General features: G+C 66.5%; 10 protein-coding genes and 1 pseudogene. 6 read left to right on the top strand and 5 right to left on the bottom strand.

Features of this window, described 5'->3' with window-relative positions; genetic code table 11:
• Positions 1 to 9 precede the first annotated feature (9 nt).
• A pseudogene (locus J2X67_RS04970) lies at positions 10 to 1,479 on the bottom strand (hypothetical protein); the annotation flags it as partial.
• 329 nt (positions 1,480 to 1,808) lie between these two features.
• Here J2X67_RS04970 and J2X67_RS04965 point away from each other — a divergent pair.
• The 4 genes from J2X67_RS04965 (at position 1,809) to J2X67_RS04950 (ending at position 5,764) form a co-directional block, all read left to right on the top strand.
• Positions 1,809 to 2,804, top strand: a complete 996-nt coding sequence (locus J2X67_RS04965) for a LuxR C-terminal-related transcriptional regulator (protein ID WP_309951076.1) — start codon at positions 1,809 to 1,811, stop codon at positions 2,802 to 2,804.
• Between the two features lie 48 nt (positions 2,805 to 2,852).
• The gene (gene purU, locus J2X67_RS04960; protein ID WP_309951073.1) at positions 2,853 to 3,698 is read left to right on the top strand and encodes a formyltetrahydrofolate deformylase; all 846 of its coding nucleotides are present in this window, start codon (positions 2,853 to 2,855) and stop codon (positions 3,696 to 3,698) included.
• 84 nt (positions 3,699 to 3,782) lie between these two features.
• On the top strand, positions 3,783 to 4,490 hold the full coding sequence (locus tag J2X67_RS04955) for a DUF2846 domain-containing protein (protein WP_309951071.1): 708 nt from the start codon (positions 3,783 to 3,785) through the stop codon (positions 4,488 to 4,490).
• Entirely contained in the window at positions 4,487 to 5,764 is a 1,278-nt protein-coding gene (locus J2X67_RS04950; RefSeq protein ID WP_309951070.1) for a serine protease, read from the top strand. The genes J2X67_RS04955 and J2X67_RS04950 overlap by 4 nt, the downstream gene beginning before the upstream one ends.
• 40 nt (positions 5,765 to 5,804) lie before the next feature.
• On the opposite strand, the gene J2X67_RS04945 is transcribed toward J2X67_RS04950, so the two are convergent.
• The 4 genes from J2X67_RS04945 to J2X67_RS04930 all read right to left on the bottom strand — a co-directional run bounded on the left by J2X67_RS04945 (position 5,805) and on the right by J2X67_RS04930 (position 12,630).
• Positions 5,805 to 6,185, bottom strand: coding sequence for a YXWGXW repeat-containing protein (locus tag J2X67_RS04945; protein ID WP_309951068.1), 381 nt, complete (start codon positions 6,183 to 6,185; stop codon positions 5,805 to 5,807).
• Between the two features lie 120 nt (positions 6,186 to 6,305).
• Positions 6,306 to 7,577 carry a GDSL-type esterase/lipase family protein gene (locus J2X67_RS04940; protein WP_309951067.1) on the bottom strand — a complete coding sequence of 424 codons (1,272 nt, stop codon included), beginning with the start codon at positions 7,575 to 7,577 and terminating at the stop codon, positions 6,306 to 6,308.
• A gap of 122 nt (positions 7,578 to 7,699) precedes the next feature.
• Positions 7,700 to 11,005 (bottom strand): carboxyl transferase domain-containing protein, encoded by a 3,306-nt coding sequence (locus J2X67_RS04935; RefSeq protein WP_309951065.1) that lies wholly within the window; start codon positions 11,003 to 11,005, stop codon positions 7,700 to 7,702.
• A gap of 11 nt (positions 11,006 to 11,016) precedes the next feature.
• Positions 11,017 to 12,630 (bottom strand): AMP-binding protein, encoded by a 1,614-nt coding sequence (locus tag J2X67_RS04930; RefSeq protein ID WP_309951800.1) that lies wholly within the window; start codon positions 12,628 to 12,630, stop codon positions 11,017 to 11,019.
• Positions 12,631 to 12,743: 113 nt separating this feature from the next.
• On the opposite strand from J2X67_RS04930, the gene J2X67_RS04925 reads away from it, so the two are divergent.
• Both J2X67_RS04925 and J2X67_RS04920 read left to right on the top strand, forming a co-directional pair.
• Entirely contained in the window at positions 12,744 to 13,448 is a 705-nt protein-coding gene (locus J2X67_RS04925) for a TetR/AcrR family transcriptional regulator (protein WP_309951064.1), read from the top strand.
• 64 nt (positions 13,449 to 13,512) lie between these two features.
• The gene (locus J2X67_RS04920) at positions 13,513 to 14,760 is read left to right on the top strand and encodes a branched-chain amino acid ABC transporter substrate-binding protein (RefSeq protein ID WP_309951062.1); all 1,248 of its coding nucleotides are present in this window, start codon (positions 13,513 to 13,515) and stop codon (positions 14,758 to 14,760) included.
• Positions 14,761 to 14,857 lie beyond the last annotated feature (97 nt).

The following is a 14,857-nucleotide window of genomic DNA, read 5'->3' as shown; positions in this document are numbered from 1 at the left end:
CACGGCCACTGCGCGCTCCATTTGCGCAAGGTTGACCGCGTCGCTGGCGGCCACACCGGGTGCCACGTTCGTGATCTGCCGCTGGTAGCCCGTGGCCGCGTTGCCCACGCTCACGCTGTCGGGCCGGTCGGCCACCGAGCCCTGGCCCAGCGCTACCGCATTGCTCGCGCTGGCCGTGCTGCCGTCGCCCAGCGCCATGGCCCCCGCGGCAAGCGCCTTGGCGTTGCGGCCCACGGCAAGGGCGCCATTGCCGGTGGCCTGCGAGCCATTGCCGATTGCAGCAGCGCCCGCGCCCTCCGCGCGTGCGGCCGCCTGGCCCTGCACCGAGCATTGCAGGGCGCCGCCATTGACGGTGCAGACACCCAGCTGCCCATTGACCATGGCTTGTATCTGCACAGCCTGCTGCTCGATCTGCTGTGTGTTCTGCGTGATCTGCTGGGTGTGCTGCGTGATCTGCTGCGTGTGCTCTGCGATCTGTTCGGTGTGCTGAGTGATCTGCTGGGTGTTCTGGGTCACCTGCGTGGTGATCTGCTGCACCTGCGTGCCCTGCTGGCTCGCCAGGTTCAACGCCTGCTCGGCCGTGCTCCTTACCGCATAGAGCTGGCTTCCGTTGACGGCATCGGTCGATGTGGCAGTAACCGCACCGGCGGTAACTCCGCTGATCCGACCCGCGTTGGCGATCCCGCCGCCCAGGTTGTCGATGCCGCTGGAGGTCAGCCGCCCGCCCACCGAAGCATTGCCGTTCACGGAAAGGCTGCCTGCGTCGACGTGACCCGCCGCGCTGATGCCGTCGATGTTGATCAGGCTGCGCCGATCCGTCGTGCTGCCGAACGAAACGACGTTCTCGCGCCCGCCGTCCGTGCTGCCAGCGCCGATGGCTACCGACTCCGCACCGCTCGAGCTGCTGCCCGTGCCAATTGCCGTGCTGTTGAAACCCGATGCGAAGCTTGCCGTTCCGAGGGCCAGGGCACCCATGTCGGTCGCCCTTGCGCCGGGGCCAAACGCCAGCGCGAAATCGCTCGTGGCGCGGGCTTCGCGGCCGAGCGCCATTGCGCTGCGTCCCGAGGCGGTGGCCATGTCGCCCAGCGCCGTGCTGCCGTCGCCGCTGGCCTCGCTTTCGCGTCCGAATGCGGCAGAGCCCGAACCGGATGCCAGCGCGCGATAGCCCACTGCCGATGCCGCCTCGCCCGTGGCGTTGGCCACGTTGCCCACCGCCGTGGCCGAGCCGCTCGAGGCCACGGTGTTGGAGCCGATGGCCGTGGCGGAGTTGGCAGTCGCACTGCTATTCGAGCCCATCGAGGTCGAGCCGTTGCCGGTCGCGTTGCTGTTCGCGCCGACTGCCGCGGCCGAAATGCCCGCCGCAGTGCTGCCGCGCCCGAGCGCCGTCGCCTGGCCGCCGCTTGCGCTGCTGTCGCGCCCCAGAGCCGTGTTAGCGCTGCTCAGGTCGATGCCGGCCTGCGCGCCCGATCCGCCCGCCATGTTGCCTTGGCAGTCCTGCTGCACCGCGTCGCGCTGCGCGCTGAAGCCCGAGTACGCGCCCTGGTCGGTGCTGCTGTAGAGCGTGCCGCCGGGGCAGGTGTTCGGGTTGAGTACCTGCGCACCTGCCGGTGCGGTTGCCGCCGCGCAAAAGGCCAACGCAATGCCGGCCCCCAGCCGGCGCCTGCTTCGAAAGCGCATGGTTTCTTCTCCTCGGTCTTGTGTGTGTGAATGCCGCCCGTCCGAAGCCGGAATCGTCCTTCGCGCCCGCCTGCGCCGCCTACCATGGGTTGTGGTAGCCTCCGCCGCTTCGCGTTTCGGCAGGCTGTTCGATGGCGCCCAAGTCCCCGTTTTCACTTACTGATCCGGACTCCGCGGCACTGGGCCTGCTGCGTCTTGCGCGCACTACCGCCTGCGAGCGCTTTCCGCAGAAACTGCTCGAACGGCTCGTTGCACTGATGGGCGCCGACCACGGCGCCATCAACATCTGGCATCCACGCAGCTTGGTGGCCTCGGTCGGTGTCGGCTACGACCTGTCCGGAATGAGCGCCGACTGGTACGCCATCGGCGGCGCCGAACTCGACTTCACCACCCCCGCAATGCACGCACAGCCCCTGCGGGCGGTGTGCGTCAACGACGACGATCCCCGCTGGAAGCAGAGCCACCCGTCCTGGCGCAGCTTCCAGGCGCGCTACGGCATTCACCATCAGCTGGGCGTGTCCATTCCGTTCGAAGGCAGCGAGACCTTCGCGCATTGCTACCTGAACCGCGGGGCCGCGTCGCCGCGCTACGGTACGGCCGAGGTCGACGCGCTCACCGCGCTTGCGCCCGGCATCGGCGAGGCCCTGCTCATCAACCGCCTCTACGCCGGTGCGCACCAGGGCCTCGAGGACACCGGCAACGGAGACCAGCCGCTGGCCGTAACGGACAACGAAGGCTGGATACTCTTCCCCAATGGCGATTTCTGCCGCGCCTGGCCGCGGCTCGCGGCGATTGCAAAGGTGTCGGAACCCCGCCTGCCCAAGTCATGGCTGGAGGGCGAGCGCGGCGCAATCCGCAAGCTGCATGCGGCCGGATGGCAATGCGAAGTCACACCGGCACATGGCGGGCTGCGCGTCGCGCTACGCCGCAACGCGCCAGGCACAGGCACCATGCTCACGCCGCGCCAGTCCGAAATAAGCCGCCTCTATTGCGCCGGCTACTCAGGCAAGGACATTGCCACGCGCCTGTCCGTGTCACCCGCCACCGTGCGCGTGCACCTGCGCGAAACCTATTCGAAGCTCGGCGTCACGAGCCGCAGCGCACTGCGCAGCGCCCTGGGGCTTTGAACGCGGCCGGCGCCGGGCCTTGGCGCGCACTGCGACAATCGGGGTCTCATGAGTGCATACATCCTGACCCTTTCCTGCCCTGACCGCGTGGGCATCGTGCATGCCGTTTCGGGCTTTCTGCTCGAGCGCGGCGGCAACATCGAGGAAGCCGCCCAGTACAACGACCACGACACGGGCCTGTTCTTCATGCGCGTGCGCTTTGCCTGCAGCGACCACACCGAGGCGGCGCTGCGCGAACAGCTCGCCACCTTCGGCGCCGGCTTCGGCATGAACCTGCAACTGCATGCCGCGGCCCAGCCCATGAAGACGGTGATCCTGGTCAGCAAGGAAGGCCACTGCCTGAACGACCTGCTGTTTCGCTGGAAGAGCGGCCTGCTCGCCATCGACGTGCGCGCCATCATCTCGAACCACCGCGACTTCTACCAGCTGGCCGCCAGCTACAACGTGCCGTTCCATCACATTCCGGTGACGGCCGCCACCAAGGCGCAGGGCGAGGCAAGGCAGCTCGAGATCATCGAGGCCGAGGGCGCCGAACTCGTGGTGCTCGCGCGCTACATGCAAATCTTGAGCAACGACCTGTGCACCAGCCTGGCCGGACGCGCAATCAACATCCACCATTCGTTTCTGCCGAGCTTCAAGGGCGCCAAGCCCTACTACCAGGCGCACGACCGCGGCGTAAAGCTGATCGGAGCCACCGCCCACTACGTCACGGCCGACCTGGACGAAGGCCCGATCATCGAGCAGGACGTGGCACGCGCCGACCACACCGACACGGTCGAAGACCTCACGGCCCGCGGCCGCGACACCGAAAGCCAGGTGCTGGCCCGCGCCGTGAAGTGGCACAGCGAACACCGCGTTCTGCTGAACGGGCACCGCACGGTCGTTTTCCGCTGACCAATGCCCGCGGGGGCGGCCCGCCATCAACCACACTCGTGTAAGCGGGTGTAGCATCCAGCGCCAAAACGAGGAGAAGGCGCAATGCGACGTTGGATCGGTGGTTTTCTGCTGGCCGTATTGGCGGCCGGCCTGTTCGGGTGTTCCGCCTCGGGACCCCGGCATTCGGAAATGGAGCAAAGCCTCCCCTCACTGGGCGAGAACGAGGGGCGAATCTATTTCTATCGAAACTCGATCCTCGGCGCGGCAATCCAGCCCGAGGTATTGCTCAACGGGCAGATCGTCGGCAAATCACAGCCCAGCAGCTTCTTCTTCGTCGACCGGCCGGCCGGCTCGTACCGCGCCACTGCCCGCACCGAAGCCGAGGGCAGCATCGACATCGTGCTGCGGCCACGCCAGACCGCCTATGTCGAGATGAGCATCAGCATGGGCTTGCTGGTCGGCCGCCCTGCGTTCGAGCGCGTGGCGGAGCCGGAAGGCCGCAAGGCACTGCCGTCGCTGGCCTACGGCGGAAAGCTGCCGCTCGCGGCCAAGGCAACCCGAGGGGGTTCACCGGCGAATGCGTCGCCGGCAACTTCAGCGCCCACCGTAGTCGCTACCGCAACGCCGGTTGCAAGACCGTCTTCGCTCGTGCCGGTTGCAGTCGCTCCCGGCGCGCAAGGCCCGGCTGCGGCGGCTGCGCAGCCGCGGGCACTCGCGTCCACGTCCGCGGTGCCCGCCGCGTCCGACGCCACGCCTTTTGCCAAGACCTCGATCAACGATCTGCGGCTGCTCCTGCAGGCCAACCGATGAAACACCTGTTCCTGCCCTTCACCCTGGCCCTCGCAACCGCCCTGAGCGCCAGTGCGGCATCCGCACAAGATGCGCGAAGCAACGCAGCGCTGGCACCCGACGCGCTGTTTGCCCGGGTGTCGCCGAACGTTTGGGTGGTGCAAGCCATCGATGCACAAGGCAAGGTGCTCGCCTCCGGGAGCGCGGTCGCCACTGGCGCAGGCACTGCCGTCACGAGTTGCCAGCTACTCGCCAAGGCCAGCACGGTGGCACTCAAAAGAGACAACGTGAGCTATGGCGCGACGCTGGTGTTTCCGGACGTCGCACGCGACCTGTGCCAGCTGCGGATCGCCAACTTCGTGGCACCGCCGCTCGGCATCGCGCCCTCGAACGCCCTTCAGGTCGGCATGCCGCTCTACATCGTCGGATCGCCGCGGGGCAAGGAACTGACGCTTGGCATCGGCATGCTCGCCGGCGTGCGGCGCAACGACGCCGGCCAACTCGAAGCCCTGCAGCTGGCTGCGCCGGCCGAGGCCGGCCTCGGCGGAGCGGGAATCTTCGATGCGCAAGGCCGCCTGGTAGGCGTGGCGGGCGTGTCGCCTGCCGGTTCGGCTTCCGCAAATCTCGCCATGCCGGCAACGTGGATTGCAGAACTGCCCATGCGCGGGCAGTTGGCTATCGAGCGCCTCGGAACGCAGCCTGCAACGATTTCCGCAGCGGGTGCAACGGGCGGGAGTTCAAATCAGGTTCGCCCGAGCGTCGTCGAATACCAGTTGCACGACCGACTCACCAACATCTACCGAAAGGTAATCTACCGGGCCGATCCCCCCACGGACGACCGCATCAGCTTCAACAACGGCGGATGGGTCGAGAAGCCGGGCGGCGAAGTGGTTGGCTTGACCACTGCCATTGCCGGCGAATTCGACACGGCCATGCCACCCGGCGGCTGGGCAAGGGAGCACCTTACGGAAGAAGCCGCATGGAGAACGCGCTACGACTCCACGCGGAGCGGAATGCGCATCAACATGGATCTTTCGGCGGCGGTGATGGAAGACACCACCCTGACGGTGGGCGGGCAAGAATACAAGGTGGTGCGGATCGAGTACCGCGGCTACACGCAGCGCTTTGCGAATGCAGGGGCGGTGGTAGGCAACCAGTACGGCCGCTACCAGGCCGACGTGTGGTTTTCTCGGGAGCTCGGACGCGTCATCCGCTTCGAGGCGAAGACGCGAGGCGGCACGAGCGGCGGGGCGTTCCAGGTCAACGAAGCCCTCGAACTGGTAAGCCTGCGCTAGGAGCGCCGGCCCACGCGGCCCGCCGCCGCGCCTACCTCAATCAGCTGCGATTGGGATTGTTCGGACGACGGTCATGGCGGTTCGGCACGCCGTCGCCGTCGCGGTCCCACTGGCCGCGGCGGTATTCCCAACGGCCATCGCGTTCACGCCATTCCGGCGGACGGTAGGCATAGCCCGGCCGCGCGCGCACATACGTGCCGCGGACCCACACGTGGCGTCCACCTCGCCATTCGTAGTGCCCCGGAGCCCACACGTAGCCGCGGCGTGGCGGCGGCACGCGCTCCGAGCGCGGCGGCGGAGGCGGCACCTCGACGTATACCCCCCCAGGCTGCGCCTGGGCTGCTGTCGGCACCATCAGCGCGCCTCCTGCGGAGAGCAGCGAAGCGGCACCGATAGAAAGCGTGATTGCTAGTTTTTTCATGGGTTGGCCCTCATGAGTTGTTGGAGCCTTCATGCTGCCGCGGCCATGTGAACCGCCTGTAAGCCCTACACCGGAGTTTGTGTAAACGTGTATCGCAAGAAGTAGTGCTTTTGTTAGCGCTTACTCTTGTAATTCGCGAAGATCCACGGCGGCGGCCATGGCGGCATGGCCCGCCTTGTTGGGGTGCAGGTGGTCGCCGTTGTCGTACAGCGGGTTCAGCGCCATAGGGTCGGCCGGGTTGCGCAGCACGGCATCGAAATCGATCACCGCGTCGACGTCCTGGCGGCTGCGGATCCAGCGGTTGACCTCGCCACGCATCGCCTCGGACGCCTCGCTCCAATAAGGCGTGTTCCTGAAAGGCGGCACGGTGCCGATCAGCACCTTCACGCCTTTTGCGCGGGCCTGCTTGATCAGCTGCTGAAGGCCTTCGGTGATGCGCTCCGCGGTCGGTACCTCGTGCTCGGGCGTGGGCAGCCGCGCCATGCCGACCAGCACGCTGCGGCCGATGTCGTTGGTGCCCAGCAGCACGACGACATGCGTCACGCCGGTCTGCCCGAGGGCATCGCGTGCAAAGCGCGAAAGGCCGCTGGGGCCGATGCCGTCGGTCAACAGGCGGTTGCCGCCAATGCCCGTGTTGATGACCGACAAGGGTTGCGTAGCCGCGGGGCTGTTGCGCAGCCGGGTGGCAAGAATATCGGGATAGGCGCCTTCGCCCGCCTCGCCGCCCCCGGCAGTGATCGAATCTCCGAACGCGACCACCACGCGAATCGGTTGCGTGGTCAACACGTCGAGGCCGGTGACGATGTGGTTGAGCGGCAGCGGCGTGGCGCCCTGCAGCTTGGGCGTGCCGACGGCATTGCCGCCGATGACCCAGCTCGTGTCGGACACCTGCGTGTGAACGGTGGCGTAGGGCACCGGCCGATCGAAGAAGGCACTCACCGCCACCGCCTGGCCGGCTTCGACTTTCAGTTCGGCACCGTCGCTCCACACATCCGCACCCGGTGCCACGACCACGTTGTCCCGGCCGCCAAAGCGCAGCATGCGCAGCGTTGCCGGAGAAATTGCGCCCGCGCCGGTGCTGTGCCCCACGCTTGCGGCAGCAATGCGCAGCGGAGTCTTGCCGAACCTGTTTGAAAAACGGATGCGAATGCGCTCTCCGCTCAGCGCAGTCTCGAACTGCTGGCGCAGCGTCTGCCCGCGGAACAGGTCGCCGCCGGGCCTGGGGGCCGCAGACTTTGCGAGCGGATTGGCGCTCAGCTCACGAAAATCCACTGGCGCCACGGCCCAGCTGGCCACCCAATGCGCCTCTACCGATTGCTTGGGACGATCACCCGGCTGAACAGCCTGGACGGCCACGGCGCCGGCCAGCAGCAAGACGGCGACAACGGCCACTCCGTGCCGCAACACACTTTGGCAAAGAACGGAAAGCCAACGGGAACCCAGATTCATGCGCGCAAAGCGGCTCAGTTTACGGAGCCTCCTTGCCCTCTCGTGTGACGAGGTCTAGTGCATCGTTACCAAGTGTCTACATACGGCGAAGCAGCTTCGACCGACCGGCCGGCCGATGCAAGTCCGCGCACCAGCCAGGTGCGCGTTTCGGCGGGATCGATCACCGCGTCGATCTCCAGCGTCTGCGCCATGTGAATCGCTTCGCCGTTGGCGTACTGCTGCGCAACGAGCTTCTTGAACAGCGCATCGCGCGCGGCACCTTCGGGCTCTGCGGCAAGCTCCTTGCGATAGCCCAGCCGCACCGCGCCTTCGAGCCCCATGGCGCCGAACTCGCCCGTGGGCCAGGCCACGGTGAACACCGGTGCGTCGAAGCCGCCGGCCGTCATGGCTTGCGCACCCAGGCCATAGCCCTTGCGCAGCACGACGGCAAAGAAAGGCACGCGCAAGTGCGAGGCGACCATGAACATTCGGCACACGTGGCGCACCTGCGCCTGCGCTTCGATCTCCGGCCCGACCATGAAGCCGGGCGTGTCGCACAGCGAAACGATCGGCAGCCCATGCGCGTTGCACAGCTGCATGAAGCGCGCAGACTTGTCGGCCGCCTCCACATCGATTGCCCCGCCAAGGTGGTGCGGGTTGTTGGCCATCAGCCCCACCGGCTTGCCCTCGATGCGCGCCAGCGCAGTGACAATGCCCGCGCCAAAGCCGGCGCGCAGTTCGAGCAGCGAGCCGGTGTCGGCCACGCCGCGCATCGCCGCGCGCACGTCGTACACGCGCAGCCGGTTCTCGGGCACCACGTGGCGCAGCGCGCGCGGGTCCGCGCAATGCCACTCCGCCACCGGCCCCTGGAAGTACGAAAGATATTGCCTGGCCGCAGCCACCGCGGCGGCTTCGTCTTCGACCAGGATGTCGATCACCCCGTTGCGCGACTGCACGCTGCTGGGCCCGATCTGCTCCGGCGCAAAGGTACCGAGCCCGCCACCCTCGATCATCGCGGGGCCACTCATGCCGATGTTGCTTGCCTTGGTCGCAATGATTACGTCTGCGCAACCCAGCAGCGCCGCGTTGCCTGCAAAGCAGCGCCCATGCACGATGCCCACCACCGGCACCTTGCCCGAAAGCGCCGCGAACTGGCTGAAGGTGTGGTTGTTGAGGCCCGCAACAATGGGCATGTCGGTATCGCCCGGCCGTCCGCCGCCGCCTTCGGCGAACAGCACCACCGGCAGCTTCAGCTGGTGCGCCACCGCCAGCAGCCGGTCGGTCTTGTGGTGGTTGCGCATGCCTTGCGTGCCGGCCAGCACCGTGTAGTCGTAGGCCAGCACGGCGCAGCGCGAAGCCTCCGGCCCGAACAGCTTCGCGTTGATGCTGCCAAGGCCCGTCACCATGCCGTCTGCCGGCGTGTTGGCAATCAGGTCTTCGAGCGTGCGGCGTCTCGTTTGCGCGGCAATGGCCAGCGCGCCGTATTCGATGAAATTGCCGGGGTCCGATGCGGTGTCGCACAGGTCGGCAATGTTCTCGCGCGCGGTGCGCCCACCCTGCGCATGCCGCTTTGCCACCGCCGGCTCGCGGTTGACGTCGAGCGTGTAGGCATGGCGGTCGAGCACCTTCTGCAGGTCGGGACGGATGGCATCGAGATCGTGCCCGGCATGCGCCTCGGCTTCGACTGCCTGCGCATCGACGGGCTCCAGGCGCACAAGCGACTGCCCCTCCACCAGATAGTCGCCAGGCTCGGCCAGCAGCGCGACCACTCTGCCGGCGACGGGCGCATGCAGCAGGTGCTCCATCTTCATGGCTTCGAGCACGCCGAGCTGCGCACCGGCAGGCAGTACATCGCCCAGGGCCACCTCGAACTGCACCAGCTTCGCGGGCATGGGCGCCTTGACCGTGAGGCCGTCTTCGTCACTCGAAGAACCTGCCGGTGCGGCATTTGCGGCATCCGAAGCCGGTGCAGTGTTTCTCGGGCTCTTCTTCTCGAACGCGACTGCCGATGCGAGCAGGTCGCCAAGATGCGCTTCGACGAAGCGCGTGTGCACCGCCTGGCTCGCAAACTCGGGCCGTGCCGCAATGGCACGCAGCAATGCAAGGTTGGTGGCAATACCGTCGATGTGGCATTCATCCAGCGCGCGCAGCGAGCGGCGCAGCGCATCGGCGAAATGCGGCGACGGCGAGTGCACGATCAGCTTGGCAAGCAGCGTGTCGTAGTGCGGCGAAGGTGCAAGCCCTGCGTAGCCATGCGTGTCGATGCGCACGCCCGGCCCGGCCGGCAGGTCGAAGCGCGCGAGCGTGCCGCCCGAGGGCCGCGCGTTGCCGTGCGCATCGAGCGTTTCTGCATTGATGCGCCATTGCACCGCAAAGCCGCGCTGCGGCGCGGTACGGTCCGCGTCCACGCCCAGCGCATTCAGGGGCTGGCCCGCGGCCACCGCAACCTGCAGCTGGACAAGGTCGAGCCCGGTCACGGCTTCGGTCACCGTGTGTTCCACCTGCAGGCGCGGATTGGCCTCGATGAAAACGAAGGGCAGCGTGGCCGATTCGGTATCGACGAGAAATTCGAAAGTGCCCAGGCTGCGATAGCCGACAGCCTTGGCCATGCGCAGCGCGGCATGCGTGATCTGCGCGCGCAGCGAATCGGGCAACGAAGGGCTGGGCGCAATTTCGACCAGCTTCTGAAAGCGCCGCTGCAATGTGCATTCGCGTTCGCCGAGGCTTGCCACCGCGTTGCCGTCGCCCAGCACCTGCACTTCGATGTGCCGCGCATTGCGCATCAGGCGCTCCACATACACGCCCTCCACGCCGAATGCGGCCCTGGCCTCGGACGTACAGCGCGCGTGTGCTTCAGCCAGATCGTCGGCGTGGAGCACGGCGCGCATGCCGCGCCCGCCTCCACCGCCAATGGCCTTGATCATCACGCCCGCGCCTTGCGCATGCTGCTCGTCGAAAAACGCTTGCGCCTGCGCGAGCGTTACCGCGCCGGTACTGCCGGGCATGACGGGCACTTCGCACTGCGCCGCCAGCGTGCGTGCGCGGGCCTTGTCGCCGAACAGCGCAAGCTGCTCGGGCGTCGGCCCAACAAACGCCAGGCCGGCCTCGGCGCAGGCCTGCGCAAAGTCCGCACGCTCGCTGAGAAACCCGTAGCCGGGGTGCACCGCGTCGCAGCCCTGCGCGCGCGCAATGGCAATCAGCGCACCGATGTCGAGGTACGCCGCGGGACCTGTTGCGTCGAGCGCAACCGCCGCATCGGCCAGCTGCACATGCAGTGCCGATGCATCGTCGCGCGCATGCACCGCCACGCTGGCAATGCCCAGGTCGCGCAGCGCGCGCACCAGGCGCACGGCAATCTCGCCGCGGTTGGCAATCAGAATCTTGGAAAACAAGGGAGAACCTTTCAGGCTTTGTCTTTCAGCAGGCGCCGCAGCACCTTGCCGGCGCCAGTGGTCGGCAGGGCATCGATAAAGCTCACCGCGCGCGGCGCCTTGTAGCTCGCCATGTTGTCGCGCGACCAGGCAATGAGCGCATCGGCTTCGAGCGCCGCTCCGGCCTTGCGCACGATGAAGGCCTTGACCACCTCGCCTTTTTCCGCATCGGGCTGCGCAATGACGGCGGCCTGCGCCACCGCCGGGTGCTTGATGAGAATGGTCTCGACCTCTTCGGGAAACACGCTGTAGCCCGAGACCTTGATCATTTCCTTGAAGCGGCCGATGAAGGTGAGGTACCCCTCCGCATCGAGCTTGCCCATGTCGCCCGTGTGCACCCATTTGCCGCGCAGCGTGGCCGCAGTGGCCTCGGGCTTGTTCCAGTAGCCCTTGAAGCAACCGAGGCTCGTCAGCACGATTTCGCCGACCTCGCCCGTTGGCACGTCGGCCTGTGTCTCGGGATCGACGATGCGAATGGTCACGCCCGGCACCGCAATGCCCTGCGTGCCCCAGCGGGGCGCATGGTGCGGCGTGTAGGTGTCGCAGGTGTGGGTTTCGCTAAGGCCGTAGGCGGCTTCGAACGAAACGCAATTGGGCGCATGCGAGCGCCATTGCGCGGCCAGCGGCTCGGTGAAGGTAATGCCGAAGCTGGTGACCGGATTGCGCTTGAGGCTCGCAAGATCGAAGCTTGCGATGTCCGGCACCTGCATGCATGCCACGTTCATTGGCGCAATGCTGTACCACCAGCTCACCTTGTGCAGCGCAATGGCTTGCAGTGCGGCGCGCGGATCGAAGCGATGCAGCAGCACCGATGCAGCCCCGCTGAGCACCGGCACGTTCACACCCATCAGCATGCCGGCGATGTGATAGAGCGGCGCAATGGAAAGCAGCACATCGTCGCCAGTCACGCCGTTGCAGTCGGCCGCGGCTCGCGTCTTGAAGAGGGCGTTGCCGTAGGTGAGCATCGCGCCCTTCGGCAAGCCGGTGGTGCCCGAGGTGTAGGTCATGAGCGCCACGTCGTCCAGGCCGATGGTCACGGGCTGCGGCACTGCGCCGCTTTGCATTACGGAGAGAAAGTCTTCGCACCCCTCGGGCACGCTGCGAACCGAACTGCGTTCTGCCAGCAGCTCGGCGGGCAGATCGAGCGCGGGGTTGGCGGGCAGCAGGTCGGCATAGTGCACCAGGAACACATGCTCGAGTGCGCTTTCGGGCTGCACCTTGCGCACCACCGGCAGCAGCGGCGCGGCCACGACGATCGCGCGCGCCTTGAGGTCGTTGACCTGGTAGGCCAGCTCGTGCTCCTTGTTGAGCGGTCCGCTGGGGCAGACGATGGCGCCGACCTTCTGTATGCCGAAGTGCGCCACCAGGTACTGCGGACAGTTGTTGAGGAAGAGCACCACAGGCTCGCCCTTCTTCACGCCTATGGCTTGCAGTCGCGCCGCAAAGGCATCGCTCGCAAGATCGAGTTGCGCCCATGTCATGGCATGGCCGTACCAGATGCATGCTGCGCTGTCGCCGCGCTCGCGCACATGGGCGCGCAGGTACTCGTGCAGGGGTTGCTGCGGACGGGGTGGAAGCTCGCTCAACCCGCGAGCCGTTGCGGTTGTCTCCATGGCGTCACTTTCTCAGGGTTATCGATAGCCGCCTGCGCGGGGCCGGCGCTTGCCAATGAGTGCATGGTGCACCAACAATCCTACCCATGGGTATAACTTCGGCGACACGGCACAAACCCTCTGGCAATGCCGATGCTTCGGCATCCACCACGGCACAGCCGCACCTGCCCCAGGGCACAGGGCGCCAGCGCGCCGCCACGCAGGGCACCGATCTTCAGCGCGAGCGCATCCTGCAGGCGGCGGCGCAGCTCTTTGCGGCGCAGGGCTATGCCAACACCACCATGGCGCAGATCGTTCGCGCACTGGGCGTGACCAAGCCGTTCGTGTACTACTACTTTCGCGACAAGCAGGAGATCTTCGAGACGCTCTCCTGGCGCCCCGCGGTCGATTGTTTTACCGCGCTCGACTTTGCCGCGGGCGATCCGCGCCGCGCGAGCGAAAAGGTGATCGAAGGCATCGAGCGGCTGATTCGCGCCACCATTTCGCACCACCCCTGCGCGTTTTTTCCGTACCGCGAACCGCAGGTGTACCGGCCCGAATACATTGCCGCGCAAAAAAAGCTTGCGCACCACTTCTACGACCTGCTGTGCCCGCTGCTCGAAGAAGCGCGCCGCGACGGCGACCTGGACTTCACCGAAACCAAGCTCACGGCGCTGGCCGCCTGCAGCCTGCCGGGTTTCCTCTACAGCTGGTACCGGCCCGATGGCCGCCTTTCGGCCGACGAAGTGGTCGCCGAACTCACGAAGCTGGCAGGCCGCGTGATCGGGCTTCGCACCAAAGAACCGCATTGAAGCGAAAGGCGCGCACGGCGCCCTCCGCGCAAGTTTTTTCAAACGATATCGGAGACACACTGACATGAAATCCAGGCACGCCCCCATCGCCCTCGCGGTGCTGCTGGCCCTTGCAGGCACGGCGCAGGCCCAGCAGCAAACGTACAAGATTGCGTACATCGACCCGCTCTCGGGCCCGTTCGCGAACGTGGGCGAGTTGATGCTGACGCACACGCAATACGCCATCGAAGAGATCAACGCCAAGGGCGGTGTGCTCGGCGGAACCAAGCTGCAGTTGCTTCAGTTCGACAGCAAGCTCTCGGCACAAGAAAGCCAGAGCGCATTGCAGGCAGCCATCGACCAGGGCGCGAAGGCGATCGTCACAGGCGGGTCGGGCTCTTCGGTTGTGGCGGCGCTCGTCCAGTCGGTGACGCGGTGGAACCAGCGCAATCCGGGCAAGGAACTGATCGTGCTGAACCATTCGTCGATCGACCCGGAGATGACTGGCAAGACCTGCAGCTTCTGGCACTTTCAGACCGAGGCGAACACGGCGATGAAGATGAAGGCGCTGGCCAACTACATCAAGAAGACGCCCGACGTGAAAAAGGTGTACCTGCTGAACCAGGAGTACGCGCACGGCAAGCAATGGGCGAGCTACGGACGGCAGCTGGTAGGGCTTGCACGACCCGATGTGCAGTTTGTCGGCGAAACGCTGCATCCGATCGGCCGGGTGAAAGACTTCTCGCCGTATATCGCGAACATCAAGCAGAGCGGTGCCGATTCGGTGATTACCGGCAATTGGGGGCAAGACATGACGCTGCTGCTCAAGGCCGCGGGAGACGCGGGCTACGACCTGCGCTACTTCAACCACAGCGCGGGCTCGGTGCCGGGAACGGTGTTGGCGGTGTCGCAAGCCAAGCTGGGGCAGCTGACGTGGGTGGCCGAGTGGCATCCGGGCCAAGCCGATACGCCACGCGCCGATGCACTCGCAAAGGCCTACAAGGCGAAAACGGGCAAGGACTTTCTCGCGCCGCGCATCGACTTCACGCCGCGTCTTTTGGCAGCGGCTATCAACAAGGCCGGCAGCACGGACACTGTGAAGGTGGCGCGTGCGCTCGAGGACCTGAGCTTCGATTCGGTGGTGGGACCTGTGCGCATGCGCGGCGAGGACCATCAATTGCTGCTGCCGCAAGTAGTCAACACCATTGCGCCTGTGGATGGCAAGAGCGTGAAGGTGGGCTGGGAAGGCACCAGCTACGGGTTCCGGACGGATGCTGTGTATACGGGGAACGAACTGGCTCAGGGGACCGAGTGCAAGATGGTTCGGCCTTGACGGTTCGTTGAGCTTTTTCAGGGCGGGTGGGGCGGAAGCCCGCAGGCCGGGGGACATTCGCGGAGCAAGGTACCCCGTCGGCGGGTGCGCCGCCCTG

The organism is Variovorax sp. 3319, assembly GCF_031456585.1.
GTDB lineage: Bacteria > Pseudomonadota > Gammaproteobacteria > Burkholderiales > Burkholderiaceae_C > Variovorax > Variovorax paradoxus_P.
This window is presented reverse-complemented; position numbering and strand designations above follow the sequence as displayed.